18 protein-coding genes, 1 pseudogene and 1 riboswitch are annotated in these 21,101 nt (G+C 48.9%); of the genes and pseudogenes, 18 read left to right on the top strand and 1 reads right to left on the bottom strand.

Going from position 1 to position 21,101, the window contains the following annotated elements:
- Positions 1 to 224: 224 nt before the first annotated feature.
- The 8 genes from guaB (at position 225) to radA (ending at position 10,719) form a co-directional block, all read left to right on the top strand.
- Positions 225 to 1,673, top strand: coding sequence for an IMP dehydrogenase (guaB, locus tag D2962_RS16120; protein WP_174232510.1), 1,449 nt, complete (start codon positions 225 to 227; stop codon positions 1,671 to 1,673).
- 317 nt (positions 1,674 to 1,990) lie between these two features.
- A complete protein-coding gene (gene fusA / locus D2962_RS16115) occupies positions 1,991 to 4,063 on the top strand; it encodes an elongation factor G (RefSeq protein WP_122015567.1) in 2,073 nt (690 codons plus the stop codon).
- Between the two features lie 111 nt (positions 4,064 to 4,174).
- Positions 4,175 to 4,423: a hypothetical protein gene (locus D2962_RS16110; protein WP_120765939.1), complete on the top strand. Its 249-nt coding sequence runs from the start codon at positions 4,175 to 4,177 to the stop codon at positions 4,421 to 4,423.
- Positions 4,424 to 4,614: 191 nt separating this feature from the next.
- Positions 4,615 to 5,097, top strand: coding sequence for a CtsR family transcriptional regulator (locus D2962_RS16105; RefSeq protein ID WP_120765938.1), 483 nt, complete (start codon positions 4,615 to 4,617; stop codon positions 5,095 to 5,097).
- Positions 5,097 to 5,627 (top strand): UvrB/UvrC motif-containing protein, encoded by a 531-nt coding sequence (locus D2962_RS16100; protein ID WP_120765937.1) that lies wholly within the window; start codon positions 5,097 to 5,099, stop codon positions 5,625 to 5,627. Before D2962_RS16105 ends, D2962_RS16100 begins: the two co-directional genes overlap by 1 nt.
- Positions 5,628 to 5,638: 11 nt before the next feature.
- Positions 5,639 to 6,691 (top strand): protein arginine kinase, encoded by a 1,053-nt coding sequence (locus tag D2962_RS16095; protein WP_120765936.1) that lies wholly within the window; start codon positions 5,639 to 5,641, stop codon positions 6,689 to 6,691.
- A gap of 10 nt (positions 6,692 to 6,701) precedes the next feature.
- Positions 6,702 to 9,146, top strand: coding sequence for an ATP-dependent Clp protease ATP-binding subunit (locus D2962_RS16090; RefSeq protein ID WP_120765935.1), 2,445 nt, complete (start codon positions 6,702 to 6,704; stop codon positions 9,144 to 9,146).
- A gap of 232 nt (positions 9,147 to 9,378) precedes the next feature.
- Positions 9,379 to 10,719: a DNA repair protein RadA gene (gene radA / locus D2962_RS16085; RefSeq protein ID WP_122015566.1), complete on the top strand. Its 1,341-nt coding sequence runs from the start codon at positions 9,379 to 9,381 to the stop codon at positions 10,717 to 10,719.
- 45 nt (positions 10,720 to 10,764) lie between these two features.
- On the opposite strand, the gene D2962_RS16080 is transcribed toward radA, so the two are convergent.
- Positions 10,765 to 11,160: a nucleoside triphosphate pyrophosphohydrolase family protein gene (locus tag D2962_RS16080; RefSeq protein ID WP_120765933.1), complete on the bottom strand. Its 396-nt coding sequence runs from the start codon at positions 11,158 to 11,160 to the stop codon at positions 10,765 to 10,767.
- Positions 11,161 to 11,390: 230 nt separating this feature from the next.
- On the opposite strand from D2962_RS16080, the gene D2962_RS16075 reads away from it, so the two are divergent.
- The 10 genes and pseudogenes from D2962_RS16075 (at position 11,391) to cysS (ending at position 21,039) form a co-directional block, all read left to right on the top strand.
- Positions 11,391 to 11,867, top strand: coding sequence for a CarD family transcriptional regulator (locus tag D2962_RS16075; protein ID WP_120765932.1), 477 nt, complete (start codon positions 11,391 to 11,393; stop codon positions 11,865 to 11,867).
- A gap of 138 nt (positions 11,868 to 12,005) precedes the next feature.
- Complete coding sequence (locus tag D2962_RS16070; RefSeq protein ID WP_120765931.1) at positions 12,006 to 13,097, top strand: PIN/TRAM domain-containing protein; 1,092 nt, start codon at positions 12,006 to 12,008, stop codon at positions 13,095 to 13,097.
- Positions 13,098 to 13,107: 10 nt separating this feature from the next.
- Complete coding sequence (gene ispD, locus D2962_RS16065; protein ID WP_120765930.1) at positions 13,108 to 13,809, top strand: 2-C-methyl-D-erythritol 4-phosphate cytidylyltransferase; 702 nt, start codon at positions 13,108 to 13,110, stop codon at positions 13,807 to 13,809.
- Between the two features lie 4 nt (positions 13,810 to 13,813).
- Positions 13,814 to 14,287, top strand: coding sequence for a 2-C-methyl-D-erythritol 2,4-cyclodiphosphate synthase (ispF, locus tag D2962_RS16060; RefSeq protein WP_120765929.1), 474 nt, complete (start codon positions 13,814 to 13,816; stop codon positions 14,285 to 14,287).
- A gap of 64 nt (positions 14,288 to 14,351) precedes the next feature.
- Positions 14,352 to 14,488, top strand: a riboswitch (cyclic di-AMP (ydaO/yuaA leader).
- 3 nt (positions 14,489 to 14,491) lie between these two features.
- A complete protein-coding gene (locus tag D2962_RS16055; protein ID WP_222927593.1) occupies positions 14,492 to 14,956 on the top strand; it encodes a septal ring lytic transglycosylase RlpA family protein in 465 nt (154 codons plus the stop codon).
- A gap of 347 nt (positions 14,957 to 15,303) precedes the next feature.
- Complete coding sequence (locus D2962_RS16050) at positions 15,304 to 16,389, top strand: class II glutamine amidotransferase (protein ID WP_245984770.1); 1,086 nt, start codon at positions 15,304 to 15,306, stop codon at positions 16,387 to 16,389.
- Complete coding sequence (locus tag D2962_RS16045; protein ID WP_122015564.1) at positions 16,386 to 17,888, top strand: glutamate synthase-related protein; 1,503 nt, start codon at positions 16,386 to 16,388, stop codon at positions 17,886 to 17,888. Before D2962_RS16050 ends, D2962_RS16045 begins: the two co-directional genes overlap by 4 nt.
- 20 nt (positions 17,889 to 17,908) lie before the next feature.
- Positions 17,909 to 18,645, top strand: a pseudogene (locus D2962_RS19760) (GltB/FmdC/FwdC-like GXGXG domain-containing protein).
- Between the two features lie 325 nt (positions 18,646 to 18,970).
- Positions 18,971 to 19,636 carry a serine O-acetyltransferase gene (gene cysE / locus D2962_RS16035; protein WP_122015563.1) on the top strand — a complete coding sequence of 222 codons (666 nt, stop codon included), beginning with the start codon at positions 18,971 to 18,973 and terminating at the stop codon, positions 19,634 to 19,636.
- Positions 19,636 to 21,039, top strand: coding sequence for a cysteine--tRNA ligase (gene cysS, locus D2962_RS16030; protein ID WP_122015824.1), 1,404 nt, complete (start codon positions 19,636 to 19,638; stop codon positions 21,037 to 21,039). The genes cysE and cysS overlap by 1 nt, the downstream gene beginning before the upstream one ends.
- Positions 21,040 to 21,101: the final 62 nt, after the last annotated feature.

Raw genomic sequence — 21,101 nt, 5'->3', positions numbered from 1 at the left:
TAACTCCTCTGCCGGGCCAAATCCCGGTAGAAAGCGACTTTTATACTGGAATCAACTATGTATATTATAGCACAATTTCCGGTTTTTACAAGAATATTTCAACCAAAACATGTGTCAAGAGAACTCAACCCTGACACAGTTGACACAGCTTTTAAACTTTGATAAGATTTGGCATAATAGATTTAGTAAGTTATCCGGAAAATATTTATATTGGGGGCGATGTTTTGGATAAATTTCAAAAGGAGGGTTTAAGCTTCGATGACGTGCTGGTCCTTCCGGCCAAATCCGAAGTGCTTCCTAAAGATGTGGATATAAGCACCAGGCTTACCAATAAGATACGCCTGAACATTCCTATCATCAGCGCCGGCATGGATACCGTCACCGAAGCAAGACTTGCAATAGCTCTGGCCCGGGAGGGCGGCATAGGCATTATCCACAAGAACATGTCCATTGAAAAGCAGGCCATGGAAGTGGACAAGGTAAAAAGGTCCGAGCACGGCGTCATAGTAGACCCATTTTACCTTTCACCGGAAAACCGCATCGGTGAGGCTCTGGAACTCATGGAACGCTACAGGATTTCCGGAGTGCCCATTACTGAAAAAGGGAAGCTGGTAGGAATCATCACCAACCGGGACCTTCGGTTTGAAGATGACATGAACAGGAAAATTAAGGATGTCATGACAAAGGAGAACCTGGTGACCGCACCGGAAGGGACCACTCTTGATGAAGCAAAAGAGATTTTAAAGAGACATAAAATAGAAAAACTGCCCATAGTGGATGAAAATTTTCATCTCAAGGGCTTGATTACCATCAAGGACATAGAGAAAGCCATAAAGTATCCCAATTCCGCCAAGGATGAGAGCGGCAGACTGCTGGTAGGTGCGGCGGTGGGAGTCAGCAGGGATATGGAAGACCGCCTTAAGGCACTGGTGGATGCCAGGGTGGATGTGGTGGTGGTAGATACTGCCCACGGCCACTCCAGGGGAGTGCTGGAAGCGGTTTACCGCATAAAAGAGCGGTATCCCGATCTTCAGGTCATAGCGGGAAATGTGGCCTCGGCCGATGCTACCAGAGACCTGATAAAAGCTGGAGCCGATGCCGTTAAGGTGGGCATGGGGCCGGGGTCCATATGCACCACCAGGGTGGTGGCGGGCATCGGAGTGCCCCAGGTTACAGCCATCTACGATTGCGCCGAGGAAGCCAGGATTTACAATATTCCCATCATTGCCGACGGCGGTATAAAGTACTCCGGAGACATAGTAAAGGCTATCGCCGCCGGAGCGGATTCGGTCATGATCGGCAGCCTTTTTGCAGGCACCGAGGAGAGCCCGGGAGACATAGAGATATATAAAGGCCGCAGCTTCAAGGTATACCGCGGCATGGGTTCCATGGGTGCCATGGAAGAAGGCAGTCGCGACCGCTATTTCCAGGAGGATGTTAAAAAGCTGGTGCCCGAAGGCGTGGAAGGCCGCGTGCCCTACAAAGGGCCCCTTTCGGAGACGGTTTTTCAACTGGTGGGCGGCCTAAGAGCGGGCATGGGCTACTGCGGGGCAAGGAATATCGAAGAGCTTAAAAAAGCCAGGTTTGTGAGAATAACTTCTTCAGGTCTCCGCGAGAGCCATCCTCATGACATCTATATAACAAAAGAGGCGCCAAACTATACCCAGCTATAACGGAGGTCAGAGGCCGGAAGTCAGATTAAGAAGGATTTGCCGAAAAAGGCAAATCCTTTTATTATATGAAGCATGAAGCATGAATCTGAGACCGAGGGCCTTAATGGCCCGAAAGCGGAAAAGGTTTTAACTCATTGAATTACATGGATATAAAAACAAAAAAATGGCAAACTAATTCCAGGAAAAGGACTTTTTGTGCCAATAAATATAATATTTGTAAATAAAATTAAGCAGGAAAAAGTAGAATCAAAGTAGAATAAATATAATAAAATTAATTCAAAAAAATTTCCGTAGTAACTATAAGGAGGAGATCAGGTTTGAAAAACTACAAAAGTGACATGATAAGAAACGTAGGCTTGCTTGCCCACAGTGGATCCGGAAAAACATCCCTCGCCGAAGCCATGCTTTACACATCGGGAGCCATAGACCGCCTTGGGAAAATAGATGAGGGGAACACTACCTGTGATTTCGATCCAGAAGAAATCAAAAGAAGGATCTCCATTTCCACGGCATTTGCCCCATGTGAGTGGAAGAATAATAAAATAAATATACTGGACACTCCGGGTTACTTCGATTTTGTAGGCGAAGTAAAGAGCGCCATCCGTGTGGTGGAAAGCGGTATTATAGTGACATGTGCGGTATCGGGCGTCGAAGTCGGTACCGAGCAGGTTCAAAAATTTGCCAGTGAAGCAGGTTTGCCCCACATTTTTTTCATAAATAAAATGGATCGTGAAAATGCCAACTTCTACAAGGTGCTTGACCAGATCCGGCAATTTTTCGGCCAGAAGGCCGTGCCCTTCCAGCTGCCCATAGGAGCCGAGGCCAATTTCAAGGGCGTGGTGGACATAGTGCACCAGAAAGCATACACCTTTGAGGGCAAGGGTGTTAAGGAGTGCCCCATACCCGAAGAACTCAAGGCCGATATGGAAAATTACCGTTCCATGCTGGTGGAAGCCGTGGCCGAGACCGATGACGACCTTTTGACCAAATACCTGGAAGGAGAGGAATTGAGTGAGGAGGAGATACAGAAAGGCCTCCGCAAAGGCGTGCTGAGCGGCCAGATTTACCCGATACTCTGTGGTTCCGCCCTTACGAATAAAGGTATCAGCCTTCTCATGGACACCATCTGCGATTATATGCCTTCTCCCCAGGACAGGGCGGTAGAAAAAGGTGTAAATCCTGTTACAAACAGCGAAGAGATAAGGGAATGCAAGTTGGATGCGCCGCTGTCAGCCCTGGTGTTTAAAACCATGGCGGACCCCTATGTGGGTAAATTGACCATTTTCAAAGTATTTTCCGGAAAGCTGCAATCCGATTCTACGGTATATAATGCCACCAAAGGCGAAAACGAAAAAATCGGCCAGCTGTATATCATGAAAGGCAAGAAACAGGAAAATGTGGCAGAAGTGGTGGCCGGCGATATCGCCGCCGTGGCTAAACTCCAGTATACCTCCACCAACGATACCCTGACGGATAAGGACCATCCTGTGGTGCTTTCGGGCATAGACTTCCCCAGGCCCGTACTTTCGATGGCTGTCCAGCCCAAGTCCCAGGGTGATGAGGAAAAAATCTCAGCAGGCTTAACCAGGCTCATGGAAGAAGACAGGACCTTTGAAGTTATCAAGAACACTGAAACCGGCCAGCTTCTGGTTTCCGGGATGGGCGAGATTCACCTGGAGGTGCTGGCAGGAAAACTGGCCAATAAATTCGGCACAGAAGTCCTGCTGGATATACCCAAGGTTCCATACCGGGAAACCATAAGGGCCACCGTCAAGGTGGAAGGCAAGCATAAGAAACAGAGTGGTGGCCGCGGCCAGTATGGGCATGTGTGGCTGGAGCTTCAACCTCTGGAGTCGGAAGATGGTTTCGAGTTTGAAGACAAGATATTCGGCGGCGCCGTGCCAAAGCAATATATTCCTGCTGTGGAAAAGGGCATAAGAGAATCCCTTAAAGCAGGCGAACTGGCAGGCTATCCTGTGGTGGGCGTGAAGGCCATCCTCTATGATGGTTCCTTCCATCCGGTGGACTCCTCGGAAATGGCCTTCAAGATTGCGGCTTCCATGGCCTTCAAGAAAGGTACTTCCCAGGCAAAGCCGGTGCTGCTGGAGCCCATCATGGATATAGAGGTGGTGGTGCCCGAGAGCTACATGGGAGACATCATAGGGGACCTCAACAAGCGCAGGGGCAGGATAATGGGCATGGAGCCCAAAGATGGCATGCAGCATATAAAGGCTCAGGCGCCCATGGCGGAAATGTTCCGCTATGCCACAGACCTTCGCTCCATGACCCAGGGCCGGGGTTCCTTCACCTCAAAGTTCAGCCATTATGAGGAAGTTCCAGCCCAGCTGGCGGAAAAAATAATAGAGGAAGCAAACCAGGCTGCGGGTTAATTTTGCCAGAATGTTCCTATCCCTTTCGGTAATTAAGCCTTTACTTTAGGAGAAAACTAAATATGAATGACCCTGAAGGGCGGGCAAATTATTCGAAAGGGAGGACATATTATGGCAAAGGCTCCAAGACCCCCGAAGATCCGGGTGGGTCATACGCCGGACCGGGTGGAAGATATTCACAAGAAGAAGGTAGATAGCCTACTAGAAGATGAATTGATGGATGACACCATGTATGGCGAGATTATCCCCAGCCTTATGGGGTGGACCTCTTCCGAAGAACAGGAAGAAAGGACCAACCGCCTCATTGAGATTTCGGAAGAAATCACAGGCGGGGAAAAAAGGAAGGGCAGCAAAAAATAGACTTTCACAGAGGGAGAAGCTCACGCCTCCCTCTTATTTTACTTTACAGTTGAGTCAGTGAGTCAGGGGACGGTTCTCTGACTCAAATTTCTCAAAAGAAATTTATGAAAGGCCTTGCAAAATTTTCTAAAGTAAAATATAATATAATTAAAGGTCAGGAAAAGTCAAATTATTAAGAGAGGGGGAATTTGATGCCCAATCTTGCAGACCTCATCGAAGATTTTATAAAAGACATGTTCCGGGAAATGCCCGGAGGCATACTGGAGATACAGAGAAACGAGATGGCAAACCGGTTCCGGTGCGCACCCTCTCAGATAAATTATGTGCTGACCACCCGCTTTACCATGGAAAGGGGATATTTTGTGGAGAGCCGCCGGGGCGGGGGAGGATACATCCGCATTAAAAAGTTAAAAATAAGAGAAGATGAATTCTTAAAAGAAATCATAGAATATATAGGAGACTCCATTTCGGGCTCGGAAGCCCGGGCTATCATAGCAAGACTCAAAGAAGAGGGGATTATAAGCGACCGGGAAAGGGAAATCCTCAATGCGGCCATAAACCGGTATAATCTGGCTATTGCCCTTCCCGAGAGGGATAAGCTGAGGGCCAGGATATTAAAGGCTATAATTACCGCGATTATGGATTTTGAAGCCAGGAAAGGGGGAGAATTATAATGATATGCCAGGAATGTAATATGAGGCCCGCTACCGTCCATATCACAAAAATAGTGAACGGCGAAAAAACTCAGATGCATCTTTGTGAGGAATGTGCCAGGCAAAAACACCTTGGATTTTCCATGGGTATGAATCCCTTTGATTTTGACGATGTTCCCGGATTTTCCCTGGGAAAACTCTTATCCAGCTTTTTCGAAGAACCTCAGCAGGTCAGGCAAAAATCCGATGAGCTAAAGTGTGACCGCTGCGGCTTGACCTTCCCCAGGTTCACCGAGACCGGGCGCTTCGGGTGCAGCAACTGCTATGATGCCTTTAAAGGGCAATTGGACCCCATGCTCAGGAGAATCCATGGCAAGACCTACCATGTGGGCAAGGTGCCTCACCGCAGCGGCAGTGAGATAAGGTTAAGAAATGAAATAAACCGGTTGAAAAGGGAGCTGCAGGAAGCCATCAATGCCGAGGAGTATGAGAGGGCGGCCGTGATCAGGGATAGAATAAAAGAAATAGAACAAAAGAAAAATAAGGAATAGGAGGTGGAGGAATGGGAATAAATGAACTCATGGACCCTTCCCGCATCAACTGGATTAATTCCCCGGGCCCTGACTGCGATATTGTCATAAGCAGCAGGGTCAGACTTGCCCGTAACCTGAAGGATGTTCCCTTTCCTCATCTCCTTTCGGAATCCAGGGCAAGGGAGATCATCAATGAAGTTTATGATGCCTTCAGAGCCAACCCGGTACTTTCCCGGAATGCCGAACTTTATATCCTGGATAACCTTTCCCAGGAACAAAGGAAAATGATGGTGGAAATGCATCTTATCAGTCCAGACCTTTCAGCCTCAAAAAAAGGGGCCGCCATTATAAACCAGGATAAAACCCTCAGTATAATGATAAATGAGGAAGACCACCTGAGGATACAGACGGTGTTTCCGGGGCTGGATCCCGAAAAAGCGTATGACCTGGCCAGCAAGGTGGATGATGTGCTGGAAGAAAAACTGGATTTTGCCTTTGACGAAAAGATCGGGTACCTTACGGCATGTCCCACCAATGTAGGCACCGGCATCAGGGCATCGGTGATGATGCATCTCCCCGTGCTCACCATGATGAATCAAATCGGGCAGATTTTTTCCACCATAACCCAACTGGGCCTGGTGGTACGGGGGCTCTACGGGGAGGGAACCCAGGCCAATGGCAACCTGTACCAGATATCTAACCAGATAACCCTTGGCAAATCCGAAGAAGACATCATACAAAATCTCATAGGAGTTGCCCGCCAGATAATAACCAGCGAGCGCAAAGCCCGCCAGAACCTGTCGGGTGAGGCAAGGATACGCGTAGAGGACAAGATTTTGAGATCTTACGGATTGCTGACCCATGCCAGACTCATAAGTTCCGAGGAGGCCTTGGCCTATATCTCTGATGTAAGGCTGGGCGTTGACATGGGCATCATAAAAAATATCAAACCGGGTGATGTGAATCAATTGTTTATCATAACAGGGCCAGCCTATATTCAGGAAGTATCCGGCAAGACCCTTTCACCCATGGAAAGGGATCTGAGCAGGGCGGAATTTATAAAGCAAAAAATGATGAAATGAGGTGAAATTAATGAACGGAAAGTTTACGGAAAGAGCGCAGAAAGTGGTGGCATACGCCCAGGAAGAGGCGCGCCGTCTAAACCACAATGTGATAGGGACCGAGCATCTGCTCCTGGGGCTTATCCGGGAGGGTGAAGGGGTTGCCGCCAGGGCTTTGAAAAACATGGGTGTCGACATACAAAAGGTGCGGCAGCAGGTGGAAATGATGATAGGCGTGGGGCCATTTACCATTCAGGGCCCCATAGGTTATACACCCAGGGCCAAGAGAGTGATGGAACTGGCACTGGATGAGTCCCGTAAGCTGGGGCATAATTATGTGGGTACCGAGCACATTCTGTTAGGTCTAATCCGGGAAGGCGAGGGAGTAGCTGCCCAGGTCCTGACAAACCTGGGAATAAATATGGAAAAGGCTCAGGCAGAGGTTTTAAACCTTCTGGGAGCCGATCCCAAGGCTGTTTCCACGTATAAAAAGCCCGCCAATACTCCCACCCTCAACCAGTTCGGCAGGGACCTCACGGAGCTGGCTGCCGAGGGCAAGCTGGACCCCGTCATAGGGCGCCAGAAGGAAATTGAGAGGGTGCTGCAGGTTCTTACCCGTCGCACCAAGAACAACCCCTGTCTCATCGGAGAACCGGGGGTAGGCAAGACTGCCGTGGTGGAAGGCCTGGCCCAGAGGATCATAGAGCAGGATGTACCCGAGATATTAAAGGATAAAAGGGTGGTAAGCCTTGATATGGCCTCCCTGGTGGCGGGCACCAAATTCCGCGGCGAATTCGAAGAGAGATTGAAAAAAGTAATAAATGAAATAAAACAGGCAGGCAATGTTATACTTTTCATTGATGAGATGCATACCATCATAGGAGCCGGAGCCGCCGAGGGCGCCATAGACGCTTCGAATATCTTAAAGCCGGCGCTGGCCCGAGGAGAACTCCAGACCATCGGAGCCACCACCCTTGACGAATACAGGAAACATGTGGAAAAGGACCCGGCGCTGGAGCGGCGCTTTCAACCTATAACAGTGGAAGAACCTACGGTAGAAGATACCATCAGCATATTGCAGGGTCTTCGGGACCGGTATGAGGCCCATCACCGGGTGAAGATATCTGACGAAGCCCTGGAAGCTGCGGCAAAGCTCTCCCACAGGTATATCACCGATAGATTTCTGCCTGACAAGGCCATTGATTTAATCGATGAAGCCGCATCCCGGGTGCGCCTCAAGACCCTCACGGCACCTCCGGAGTTAAAAGAGCTGGAGGATGAACTGGATGCGGTAAGGAAGGAAAAGGATGCGGCCATAAAAGCCCAGGAGTTTGAAAAAGCTGCCAGACTCAGGGATAAGGAGCAAGAAATAAAAGCAAAGGTGGACAGCCTCAAGGAAAAATGGCAGAAGGAACACAAACTGGATAAAACCATGGTCACGGAAGAGGACATATCCCAGATTGTATCTAGTTGGACGGGCATTCCGGTGAAGCGCCTGGCCGAAGAAGAATCCGAAAGGCTGCTCAAGATGGAGGAAATCCTGCATAAGAGGGTAATAGGTCAGGATGAAGCGGTAAGGGCCATAGCCAGAGCCCTTCGCCGGGCCCGGGCGGGGCTAAAAGACCCGTCAAGACCCATAGGTTCCTTCATATTCCTTGGGCCCACCGGCGTAGGCAAGACGGAACTGGCCAGAGCCCTGGCCGAAGCCATGTTCGGAGACGAGGAAGCCATGATAAGGCTCGATATGTCCGAGTACATGGAGAAATTTGCCGTTTCCAGGATGGTGGGAGCTCCTCCGGGATATGTAGGATACGAAGAAGGCGGAGAACTCACCGAAAAGGTGCGCAGGAAACCTTACTCCGTGGTGCTGTTTGATGAAATAGAAAAAGCCCATCCCGATGTATTCAACATCCTCCTGCAGATACTGGAAGATGGAAGGTTGACCGATTCCAAGGGAAGGACTGTGGATTTCAAAAATACCATCCTCATAATGACATCCAACGTGGGAGCCAACCTGATCCAGAAATCCAGGGTTTTAGGCTTTGCCCCCGAGCAGGAAGAAGAAAAAACTTATGCCAGCATGAAAGACAGGGTGCTCGATGAATTAAAACGCACCTTCAGGCCGGAATTTTTAAACAGGGTGGATGAAATCATTGTATTCCATGCCCTCACTGAAGAAAACATCAGGGCTATCGTCACCCTTATGGTAAATGAGGTAAACGAGAGGTTAAAAGAAAACGATATAGCCATAGAGGTCACCGATGCGGCCAAGGACCTGCTGGCAAAGGAAGGTTTCGACTCGATGTACGGTGCAAGACCGCTCAGACGGGTAATCCAGAAGAGGATCGAAGATAGGTTGTCCGAGGAAATGTTGAAAGGCAATATTTCCGCCGGAGACACCGTGCTCATCGATGCCAGGGACGGCGAGCTTACATTTACAAGAAAAGAATTTTCGGTGACAAACCGCAAAGCATAGGTCGAAAGTCGGAGATAGGTTAAAAACCTATCTCCATTTTTTTGAACCTTAACCTCACTGGCGGATTATGGTATAATAATAAAGCAGAAGCCGAGAGCAGAGAAACGTTGTCGCAGCGTTTGGTGCCGGGCGACTAAATACGGCATTCGGTACTCATCAAATTTGCCGTTGTAGGCAAATCCGACTTCCGACCTCTGACCTTCGACTTCCGATATAACGGGGAGGGGAAGCCTTGAAGGAAAAAAAGAGATTTGTATGTCAGCAGTGCGGTTCCGTCGCACTGAAATGGATGGGCCGATGCCCCGAGTGCGGGAGCTGGAACAGCATTGTGGAGGAGATAATACACCCCGTAGAAAAAACCGCCTCCTGCAGCAAAAAACCCCAGCTCATGGATGAGGTAATTTATTCTGAAGAAGAGCGCACAACTACATACATAAAGGAACTAGACCGGGTGCTCGGCGGCGGTATAGTCCCCGGCAGTCTGGTGCTCCTTGGGGGTGACCCGGGCATAGGCAAATCTACCCTCATGCTCCAGGCCTGCGGTTTTTTGAGCAGGGACAAAAAAGTGCTTTACGTGTCCGGGGAAGAGTCGGCAAAACAGGTGAAGCTCAGGGCTAGCCGGCTCGGAATAGCGGGAAGGCAATTATACATACTGGCTGAAAACGATATAAATAACATTGAAGCCGCTGTCAGGGAACTAAAGCCTCCGGTAGTAGTGATTGACTCTATTCAGACCATTTATTCTCCTGAACTGGAGTCAGGTCCAGGCAGCGTTAGCCAGATAAGGGAATCCACGGTGAGATTGATGAGGCTTTCGAAAGAAGCCGGACCTGCCATCTTTATAGTGGGACATGTCACCAAGGAGGGGAATCTGGCCGGTCCCAAGCTGCTGGAACACATGGTGGACTGCGTACTGTATTTTGAAGGGGAGCGGTATCATTCCTACAGGATTCTAAGGGCTGTAAAAAACAGGTTTGGCTCCACCAACGAAATAGGCATTTTTGAGATGAGGGACAGGGGGCTTTCGGAAGTGGAAAGCCCGTCTAAGTATCTGCTTGCCGGGAAACCCCGGGAAACTGCAGGCTCAGCGGTGGCATGCATCCTGGAGGGCACCAGACCCCTCCTGGTAGAGGTGCAGGCCCTGGTGTCGGACTCCGGATTCAACATTCCCCGCCGACAGACCTCCGGCGTGGATTATAACAGGGCTGTGCTCCTCATCGCGGTGCTGGAGAAAAAGCTGGGATATGCCATGGGGCACGAGGATGTATATATAAATATAGTAGGAGGAATAAAGATAGAAGAACCGGCCGCAGACCTTGCCGTAGAAGTGGCGGTGGCTTCCAGCTTTAAAAACCGGCCGGTTCGCGAAAACGTGGTGATTATAGGGGAAGTGGGCCTTGCCGGAGAGGTGAGGTCGGTGAGCTTCATGGAAAAGCGGGTACAGGAAGCCGCAAAACTGGGCTTCACAGAAGCCATAATCCCCTATGAAAATGCCGCGGAACTGGAAGGTTTGAAAATAAAGATTGAAGGGGTAAGGACTGTAAAAGAGGCGGTGGAAGTAGCTTTAATTTGAGGTTCGAGGTTCGAATCTCGAACCTCGAACTTCGAACTCCGAAACTTACGACATATTGTATAACCCCAATGTTGAAAGCTTTTCAGTTTCGGTAAGTAAGATATCATATATATTTAAATCCAAAAGATTGCAAAGGGCTGCAATATAAAAAAGATGATTGCCCAGTTCCTGCTCAAGAACCTCTCTGCAAGAAGGACAAAGTTTACCTTTCAAGTGGGTGTCCATGTAAGAGCTTAATTCCTGGAGTTTGATCTTTCCGGGGATTTGCTGCTTTTTTGCATTTATTTCCAGGCAGCCGCAGCCGGTGACGGATTTTGCCACCGCCCTGTTGACCCTGGCCGATGTTTCCTGAATCTTTGTAAGTACATCTATTATACTCCGGTGCCTCACAAGACAGTTGGAAACGGTGTCTTGAAATTCGTCGCAGATCAGGTCTTTCACGCTAACTCCCCCTTGTTTTTTCTATCTGAATCTATTATAGACGCCATATGGAGATTTTGTCAAACGATTCGGGCATAAAATAGGACAGAATGTTTAATAAAAAACCGGGGGAAAAATAGAAAAACTAATTGACACATGATAGACATTGTAGTATAATTAAAATTTAACTTGACAAATGGCCCGAAATGTGTTATTTTTTTACTAGTAAAGCTTTCAAGGAGGAAACTTTGATGTTCAATATAGGGGATAAAATTGTATATCCCATGCACGGTGCGGGTATAATCGAGGCCATAGAAGAAAAGGAAATACTCGGAGAAAGGCAGAAATACTATGTGATGAGGATGCCCATGGGGGACATGAAGGTCATGATTCCCATTAACAGTATAAAGGAGATAGGAGTCCGCCAGGTAGCCGGCGATGAGGAGATACAGGAGGTATTCAATATCCTGCGGGGCGAAAAAAGCAAGATGTCTTCCAACTGGAACCGCCGTTACAGGGCAAACATGGAGAAAATAAAGAGCGGAAATATATTCCAGGTGGCAGAAGTTGTGAGGAATCTAGCCCTTCGGGAAAAGGAAAAGGGCCTTTCCACGGGAGAGCGCAAGATGCTGGAAAATGCAAAGCACATCCTGATCAGTGAGATAGTGTTGAGCAAGTGTATAGGGGAAGAGGAGGCTCTTCAGTTGATTGAAAGTACATTCAACTGAAGGCATTTTTTTTAAGTGGGGATCGTGCCAAATTTTACTATTTTTAGGGTGGATTTAAATAAAATTTTATTATATAATGTAAATTGTAAAGAAAATACCAAAGAAAAATGGCAATAATTTAAACCAGGAGGTGAAGCTGTGATTAATAAAATTATTCGCGTAGCCATAGCTATTATAGGTTTTTTCCTGGGCTACCAGCTGTTGGCTCTGGCGTTGTATTTTAATAAAATTATAAAATTGATTGATCCTGATTCTATTCCGGCGCTTATTACCGAACTGGCCGGAGGTTTAATTTTCGCAATCATATTTTTTATTTTGAGTTCGGGGCTAATAAGGGATGGCGTCAAGGCCAAGGAGTGGATTGAAAACAGGCTTCAAAAGACCCCCATGAGAGATATACTTTACGGTTTCCTGGGGCTAATGATGGGTCTTGTGGTGGCCAATCTTTTTGTCAGGGCTTTTGTAAGCATCCCATGGATAGGAGGCTACCTTCCCATAATCGCCAATATAGTGCTGGGCTACCTTGGGGCCAGTGTGGCTCTCAAGAAAAAAGAAGAGCTTTCGGGCATCATCAATTTGCCAAACCTGCTGAACCAGAAAAAAAATACAGCCCCCACCATAGTGAACTGGGTTAAGCCCAAGATTCTGGACACCAGCGTTATAATCGATGGCCGAATAGCGGATATCTGTAAGACGGGCTTTATAGAGGGTACCCTTGTGATACCCGGTTTTGTGCTGGAGGAACTCAGGCATATCGCCGACTCTTCGGATGCCCTCAAGAGGAACCGGGGCCGAAGAGGGCTTGACATCCTCAACAAGATACAAAAAGAACTCAATGTGGATGTGGAGATCTATGAAGGCAACTTCGACGATATTGCCGAAGTGGACAGCAAGCTGGTAAAGCTGGCGCAAATATTGGACGGCAAGATAATAACCAATGACTTCAATCTTAACAAGGTGGCCGAATTCCAGAATGTCCAGGTCTTGAATATCAACGAACTGTCTAATGCGGTAAAGCCTGTGGTGCTACCCGGAGAAGAGATGGTGGTCCAGGTGATCAAGGATGGCAAGGAAACCGGTCAGGGAGTGGCTTACCTTGACGACGGCACCATGATAGTGGTGGACGGAGGCAAAAAGCATATCGGCGAAACCATTGGCGTTATGGTTACGAGCGTGCTTCAGACCGCTGCCGGAAGGATGATTTTTGCAAGGCCAAAATCCCTAACCTGAGGTGAATATTATGCATGTAAGCGCCATCATAGCTGCCGGCGGCCGGGGAAAGCGTATGAATGCCAGCATCAGCAAACAGTTTTTGATAATAAAGGGTCATCCCATTCTATACTATACCCTGAGCACCTTTGAAATTATCGACCAAATCCGGGAGATTATACTGGTGGTGGGAAGCGCCGACCTTCAGTATGCCCGGGAAGAGATTGTAAAAAGGTATCGGTTTAAAAAAGTGAAAATCGTGGAAGGCGGCGCAGAACGCCAGGACTCGGTATATAACGGTTTGAGGGAGCTTTCCCCTCAAACCGATATTGTTGTTATTCACGACGGCGTGAGACCGTTTATTACAAGGTCTATCATAGAAAAGAGCATACAGGCTGCCCGGGAGTATAAGGCCATCGGAGTTGCGGTACCCGTGAAGGATACCATAAAGGTGGTAGGCAAAGGAAATATAATCGAAAACACCCCCGACAGGAAAACCCTCTGGGCCATGCAGACTCCCCAGAGCTTTGATTACCGCCTGATATTAGAAGCCCATGAAAGAGCCCGGAGAGAGGGGTTTTACGGTACCGATGACACGGTACTGGTAGAGCGCATGGGGCTACCGGTGAGGGTCATAGAAGGGGCTTATGAGAACATCAAGATAACCACACCCGAAGACATAGTGATTGCCGAAACCCTGGTCACTCTGGGCTACGGCGACTTCAGGAGGTAAAGGTATGAGGGTCGGAATAGGTTTTGATGCCCACAGGCTTGTGGAGGGCAGAAAACTGGTGCTGGGAGGAGTGACCATACCCTTTGAAAAGGGTCTTTTAGGCCATTCGGATGCTGATGTGCTGGTGCATGCTATAAATGATGCTCTGCTGGGGGCAGCAGTTCTGGGCGATATAGGGATGCACTTCCCGGATACCGACATGCAATATAAGGATATCAATAGTCTTTTGCTTTTAAAAAGAGTCGGTGAACTTTTGAAGCAAGCCGGTTTCGGCGTGGTGAATATCGACTCGGTGGTATGCGCTCAGAGGCCCAGGCTGTCGCCATACATACAAAAGATGCGGCAAAACATCGCCGAAACTTTGAATATATCAGAGGACAAGGTGAGTGTCAAAGCCACCACTACTGAAGGCATGGGCTACGAGGGCCGCGGTGAAGGCATATCCGCCCAGGCTATCTGTATGATAAAAAAAATATGAGGAATAAAAAAGGACATAGTGGACATAATTTTAGTGAGGATAATACCTCACTTTTTTTATTCATAATTAAAAGACGCCGAATTCCTTTGAAAAAGAGGATACGGGGGAACCATTTTTTGGGGTGAATCCCGGTTTTCCGGGAAGGGTTACCTTTCAATCCTAACCCGTCAGCTAACCCCGGAGGTGTAGAAAGGAGGGATTGCCTTGGGCAAAAAGATAGCGGGGCTGGTCTTTGCCCTTCTGGTGTTTTTTTGCATCGGAGGGCCTATAAAGGGGGTTGAAAGTCATGAAGAGGTTTTCCAGCCGGATGTCAGTAGATTTGCCGACAGGGCAGAAGAATATTTGCCCGTGAAACAAAATATCAAGACTACTACCGCCGGTGTGCTTACGGGAAGGGCTTCATGGTATGGGCCCGGATTTGACGGCAGACTTACGGCCAGCGGCCAGGTCTTTGACCAGAGTGCCCTGACAGCCGCTCACAGGGAATTGGCCTTTGGCACAAAAGTCAGGGTAACTAACCTTTCCAACGGCAAGAGCGTCCTGGTAACCATCAATGATCGGGGGCCCTATGTGGCGGGAAGGCATTTAGACCTCTCCCGGGCTGCCGCAGAACAGGTGGATATGGTTGAGCAGGGCGTTGCGGAAGTGAAAATGGAAGTAATACCATAACCGGGGCAGAGGATAATTCTCTGTCCCGATTATTTTGTCCGCTGTTACATCCTCTGTCCCGCCCAGACAGACATATGTTTACATAAAATTAACATAAAACCTTACAATAAATCTTGACATATATATTAGAGTGATTGTATAATTATAAAAAATCATTGAACATATGTATACAATTATACAAAACTGTTGGAAGGGTGCCTAGGGTTCCGGCGTAAGGTGACTGGACCAAGCGGCACCGGCCGGCACCGCCGGTTACACCGTGAGGATAAAAGCCTTTCGGAGGGTTCCAGGGGAGAATCTTTCGGAAGGTTTTTTAATTTAACTGAAATTAGCGGGGAGGAGAAAAAGTGTTCAAAAGAGCTGAATCAAAGGATATTTCTGGCTGTGCCGTAGTTGGAATCATGAATGAAAAGGGGAAAACCATCCGCGGCGATGTCATCACCAATGCTATAGCCGTAATGCATGAGAGGTCTAACGGCCTGGGAGGAGGATTTGCAGCCTATGGCATTTATCCGGAATTCAAGGATTATTATGCCTTCCATATAATGTTTGAGGATGAGAGTGTAAAGGATGAGGTGGAGACCTTCTTACAGGATAAAATGGTGCTGGTGAAAAGCGAAGCCATACCCATCCGTAAAAAAATGAGCCTTATGAATACTCCCATCCTGTGGAGATATTTTCTTGAGGTTCCCAAAAGCAAGATACCCTCGGGATTTTCTGAGGAAGATTTTGTGGTATCGGTGGTAATGAGGATAAATATCCGCTTTAACGGGGCATTTGTTTTTTCCAGCGGCAAGAACATGGGGATTTTCAAGGGCCTGGGATACCCCGAGGATGTAAGCCGGTTTTTCAGGCTGGAAGAATATGAAGCATATCTCTGGACCGCCCACGGTCGCTTTCCCACCAACACTCCCGGCTGGTGGGGCGGCGCCCATCCCTTCGGGCTTCTGGACTGGGCCGTGGTGCACAATGGCGAGATTTCCTCCTACGGAATCAACAAGCGCTATCTGGAGATGTTCGGCTATGAGTGCACCCTTATGACCGATACCGAGGTAATAGTATACATGCTGGACCTGCTCTTGAGAAAACACAACCTTCCGCAGGATATTGCCCTCACAGCCCTGGCTCCTCCCTTCTGGAGGGAAATCGACGAGATGGATAAAAACAAAAAGGAAGCCATGACCGCCCTGAGGATGGTCTACGGCAGCGCCCTCTTGAACGGGCCTTTCAGCATTATCATTTCCAATTCCAATTCCATGATAGGCATGACCGACAGGATAATGCTTCGGCCCCTGGTAGTGGCGAGAAAACAGGACACGGTCTACATGTCTTCGGAGGAATCCGCCATCCGTGAAGTCTGCCAGGATCCTGACGAGGTGTGGAGCCCGCAGGGCGGAGAACCGGTATACGCCAGATTGGAGGAGAGAGCATGAGGATGATACCGCCGGAATTCATAGTGAAGATAGATGATACCTGTATCAAATGCAAGAGATGTGTCAATGAATGCAGCTTCGGAGCCCTTAAGTTTGAAAATGATAGGGTAACGGCAGACCATGAAAAATGCGTGGCATGTCACCGTTGTACGGCCTTTTGCCCCACCTATGCAATTAAAGTGGAAAAATTCCCGATGTCTTTCAAGGATAATGCCCTGTGGGGACAGGATATCCTCAAGGGCCTGTGGAAACAGGCGGAGTCCGGAGCCAAGATACTGACGGGGGCTGGCAATGACAAACCATATCCCATTTTCTGGGACCGCATGGTTCTGGATGCCTGCCAGGTGACCAATCCTTCCATAGACCCCCTGAGGGAGCCTATGGAACTCCGTACCTATATTGGTAAAAAGCCGGATAAACTGGAGTTCTGGCAGGATAAGAAGGGAGACATAAAGCTCACCACTGTGATGGAACCTCAGATAAAACTGGAAACCCCCATAATATTCGCCGGAATGTCTTACGGTGCAGTGAGCCTCAACGTTCAGCTCATCCTGGCAAAGGCGGCCCGGGAGCTGGGAACTATCATGAATACCGGCGAGGGGGGACTCCCGCAGGAACTTGCCGATTACAGGGACAATATCGTGGTGCAGTGTGCCTCCGGGAGGTTTGGGGTTGATCTTTCTTACCTCAATTCCTGTGCCGCAGTGGAGATTAAGATAGGCCAGGGGGCAAAGCCCGGCATAGGAGGCCACCTGCCGGGGGAGAAGGTCACGGAGGAAATTTCCAGGACCCGCAGAATACCGTCGGGCACCGACGCCATTTCTCCTGCTCCCCACCATGATATATATTCCATAGAGGATTTGCGCCAGCTCATATATGCCCTTAAGGAAGCCACCAGATATAAAAAGCCTATAGGAGTTAAAATAGCAGCGGTGCACAATGTGGCGGCTATCGCTAGCGGCGTGGTGAGGGCCGGAGCCGATATCCTCACCATAGATGGATTCAGGGGCGGCACCGGCGCATCGCCCCAGGTCATACGGGACCATGTGGGTATCCCCATTGAACTGGCCCTGGCCCGGGTGGATGAACAGCTCCGGAAGGAAGGCATAAGGCACATGGCCTCCATCATTGCCAGCGGAGGCATAAGGCAGAGCGCCGATGTGTTGAAGGCCATAGCCCTGGGGGCCGATGCGGTGGCTATAGGCACCGCCGCGCTGATATCCATGGGGTGTCACCTGTGCCAGAAGTGCCACACCGGCCTGTGCGCCTGGGGCATAGCCACCCAGAAGCCGGAACTCGTAAAGCGCCTCAAGGTAGAAGAAGGCGCAAAAAGGCTTGTTAATATGGTAAAAGCATGGAACCTGGAGATAAAGGAAATCCTTGGGGCGCTGGGGGTAAACTCCATCGAAAGCCTCAGGGGAAGCAGGGAAAGGTTGAGGGGTGTTGATCTGGATGAGGTGTATTTGGATGTATTAGGCATAAAGCCCGCCGGAAGATAATATATGGGGAGGAGATAAAAATGAAGATTGATGCCAAGGGACTGAATTACCGGGAGCTCAATGAGAGGATTCATGATGCGGTATCCAAGGGCGTAGATGAAATAGATCTGGTGAATGTGCTGGGCCAGAGGTACATCGGCACAGGGCTAGACCGGGAGGTTACCCTCAATATCTACGGCACCCCCGGCAGCGACCTGGGGGCCTTCATGGACGGCCCGAAGATTAATGTGTTCGGCAGCGGTCAGGATGATATAGGAAACACCATGAACAGCGGCAGCATAGTCATCCATGGCGATGCGGGCAATGTGGTAGGGCTTTCCATGAGGACCGGTAAGATTTTATCAAAGGAAGCGTAGGATACCGGGCAGGCATCCACATGAAGGCGTACCAGGATCAATGCCCGGTCATGGTGGTGGGAGGTAAGGCCGGGGACTTCCTGGGAGAATACATGGCTGGAGGAAAGCTCATACTGCTGGGCATATTTAAAAGGGAAAAAGATCCGGTGGCCGGCAGGTATATTGCCACAGGCATGCACGGCGGCGTCATATATATCCGGGGGGGCGTCAACAAAAACCAGATAGGTAAGGATGTGGCGGTGGAAGAGGTTACTGATGAGGAAAAGGCCGAAATCAAAGGAGAAGTTGAGGAATTTTGCAGGCATTTCGGCATCACCAGGATCGACGATATCATGGCATCCCCCTTTGTCAGGCTTTCACCCAGGAGCAGCAGGCCTTACGGAAAACTGTATGCATATTAGTGACTTGCCGGGACTTGACTTTGAAGAAAAATTTTAATAAAATAAAATCAATAATTTTAGTAGGAAATAAGCGTTGATGGGGAAAGTAGGCTCGACACTCCTTTAAGAGAGAAACCGTCACCGGCTGAAAGCGGTTTTAAGGAAGACGAGACTGAAATTGCGCCCCGGAGCTCAGGCCTCGAATAAAGTAGAGGTTTTGCGGCACTGCCGTTAACAGGAAAGCGATAAACCAGAGTGGGACCGCGGGCCTTTCGCCTCTGAAAAGGTGAAAGGCCTTTTTAATTGCCGCACGAAAGCATCCTAAAATGTAAAAGGGGGAATGAATATGTTAAATACTATTAAAGAGGATATTAAGGTGGTTTTCGAGCGGGACCCTGCTGCAAAGAGCGTAATAGAGGTTATCCTCTGTTATCCCGGCTTTCATGCCATAGTGATGCACCGAATAGCCCATTGGTTTTATAAAAGAAATCTTTTGCTTATTGCCAGGATAATATCCCAGATAAACAGGTTTATCACCGGAATAGAGATCCACCCGGGAGCCAGGATTGGCAAGGGATTTTTCATAGACCACGGTATGGGGGTGGTCATCGGCGAAACCACAGAAATTGGGGACAATGTTACTCTATACCAGGGTGTGACCCTGGGAGGCACCGGCAAGGAAAAGGGAAAGCGCCATCCTACTCTGGGGAATAATATTGTGGTGGGGTCCGGAGCAAAAATCCTGGGTCCCCTGAAAATAGGCGACAATGCAAAGATAGGCGCCGGAGCCGTGGTTTTAAAGGATGTGCCGCCAAATTCCACCGTGGTGGGAGTTCCGGGCAAGGCGGTGGTCAGGGAAAAGGTGGATTACAGCGAAGCCGACTTTACCAGGGTGGATTTAAACCACCATCTTCTGCCGGATCCGGTGGCTGACATGATGAGATGTTTGCAGAAAAAGATAGAGGACCTGGAAACGCGCATTTCAAAATTAGAAGGAGGAAAACAGGTTTGATAAAAATATTCAACACCCTCAGTCGTAAAAAGGAGGAGTTTGCCCCGCTCTCCGGAAATAAGGTAAATATCTATACCTGCGGCCCCACAGTCTATGATTTTTTCCATGTGGGCAATGCCAGGGTTTTCATCACCTTTGACATGGTGAGAAATTACCTCAAGTTCCGGGGGTATGATGTGAAATTTGTACAGAATTTCACCGATATTGACGATAAAATGATAAAAAGGGCAAACGAAGAGGGCATTACTGTCAGGGAACTGGGAGACCGGTTTATAAAGGAGTATTTTACCGATGCCGATGCGCTGGGCATAAAGAGGGCCGATGTCCACCCTCGGGCCACCGAACACATAGGGGATATTATAGATATCATCAAGATATTGGAGGATAAAGGTTATGCCTACGAGGTGGATGGGGATGTGTATTATGAAGCCCGAAAGTTCAGGGATTACGGCAAGCTTTCCCACCAAAACCCGGATGAGCTGGAGGCCGGTGCCAGGATAGAACCCGGCGAGAAGAAGAAAGACCCCATGGATTTTGCCCTGTGGAAGGCCAAAAAGCCGGGAGAACCGGCATGGGAAAGCCCCTGGGGCGAAGGCAGGCCCGGTTGGCATATCGAGTGCTCGGTGATGGCCATGAAATACCTGGGAGAGACCATCGACATCCACGGGGGAGGGCCTGACCTCATATTCCCCCACCATGAAAATGAGATAGCCCAGAGCGAAGCGGCTACGGGCAAGCCCTTTGCAAAATATTTCATGCATGTGGGGTATCTCAATATCAACAACCAGAAGATGTCCAAATCCCTGGGCAATTTCTTCACGGTGAGGGATATCCTGAAAAAATACGACCCCGAAGTGCTCAGGTTTTTCATGCTGTCTTCCCATTACAGGAGCCCAATAAACTTTAGCGAAGACTTCATGCAGCAGGCTCGAAGCGCCCTGGAGCGCCTGTATAATGCTCTTTATACCATGGAACACCTGGAGAAGACGGCGGTCGATAAAGAGCCCACTGCTGGAGAGGAACAATATTTAAAGATACAGCAGCAAAACAAAGAAAAATTTATTGAAGCTATGGATGATGATTTCAACACCGCCGATGCTATAGCGGCCCTCTTTGACATGGTTCGGGAGTTCAATGTGAACATAAATGAAAACTCATCCCGCAAAGTTATCATAAAAACCATAGAGCTCTTGTTAGAGCTGGGGAAGGTTCTGGGATTCTTCGGCAAATTCAAGCAGGGTGAACTGCTGGATGAAGAGATACAGCGGAAGATAGAAGAAAGGCAGCAGGCCCGGAAGGCCAGGAATTTCGCACTGGCTGACAAAATCAGGGATGAACTGAAGGAAAAGGGTATCATACTGGAGGATACACCGGCTGGGGTGCGCTGGAAGCGCCAGAATTAGAGGTGAGAGGTGGGAAGTTAGAAGTGTGATTAAGTAGAAATTTGGCTCTGCCAAATTTCTAT

Origin of the sequence: Biomaibacter acetigenes, assembly GCF_003691585.1 — a bacterium.
In the GTDB taxonomy this organism is placed as follows: Bacteria; Bacillota; Thermosediminibacteria; order Thermosediminibacterales; family Tepidanaerobacteraceae; genus Biomaibacter; species Biomaibacter acetigenes.
Note: the sequence above shows the minus strand (reverse complement) of the source record. Positions and strands in the feature narration are given on the sequence as shown.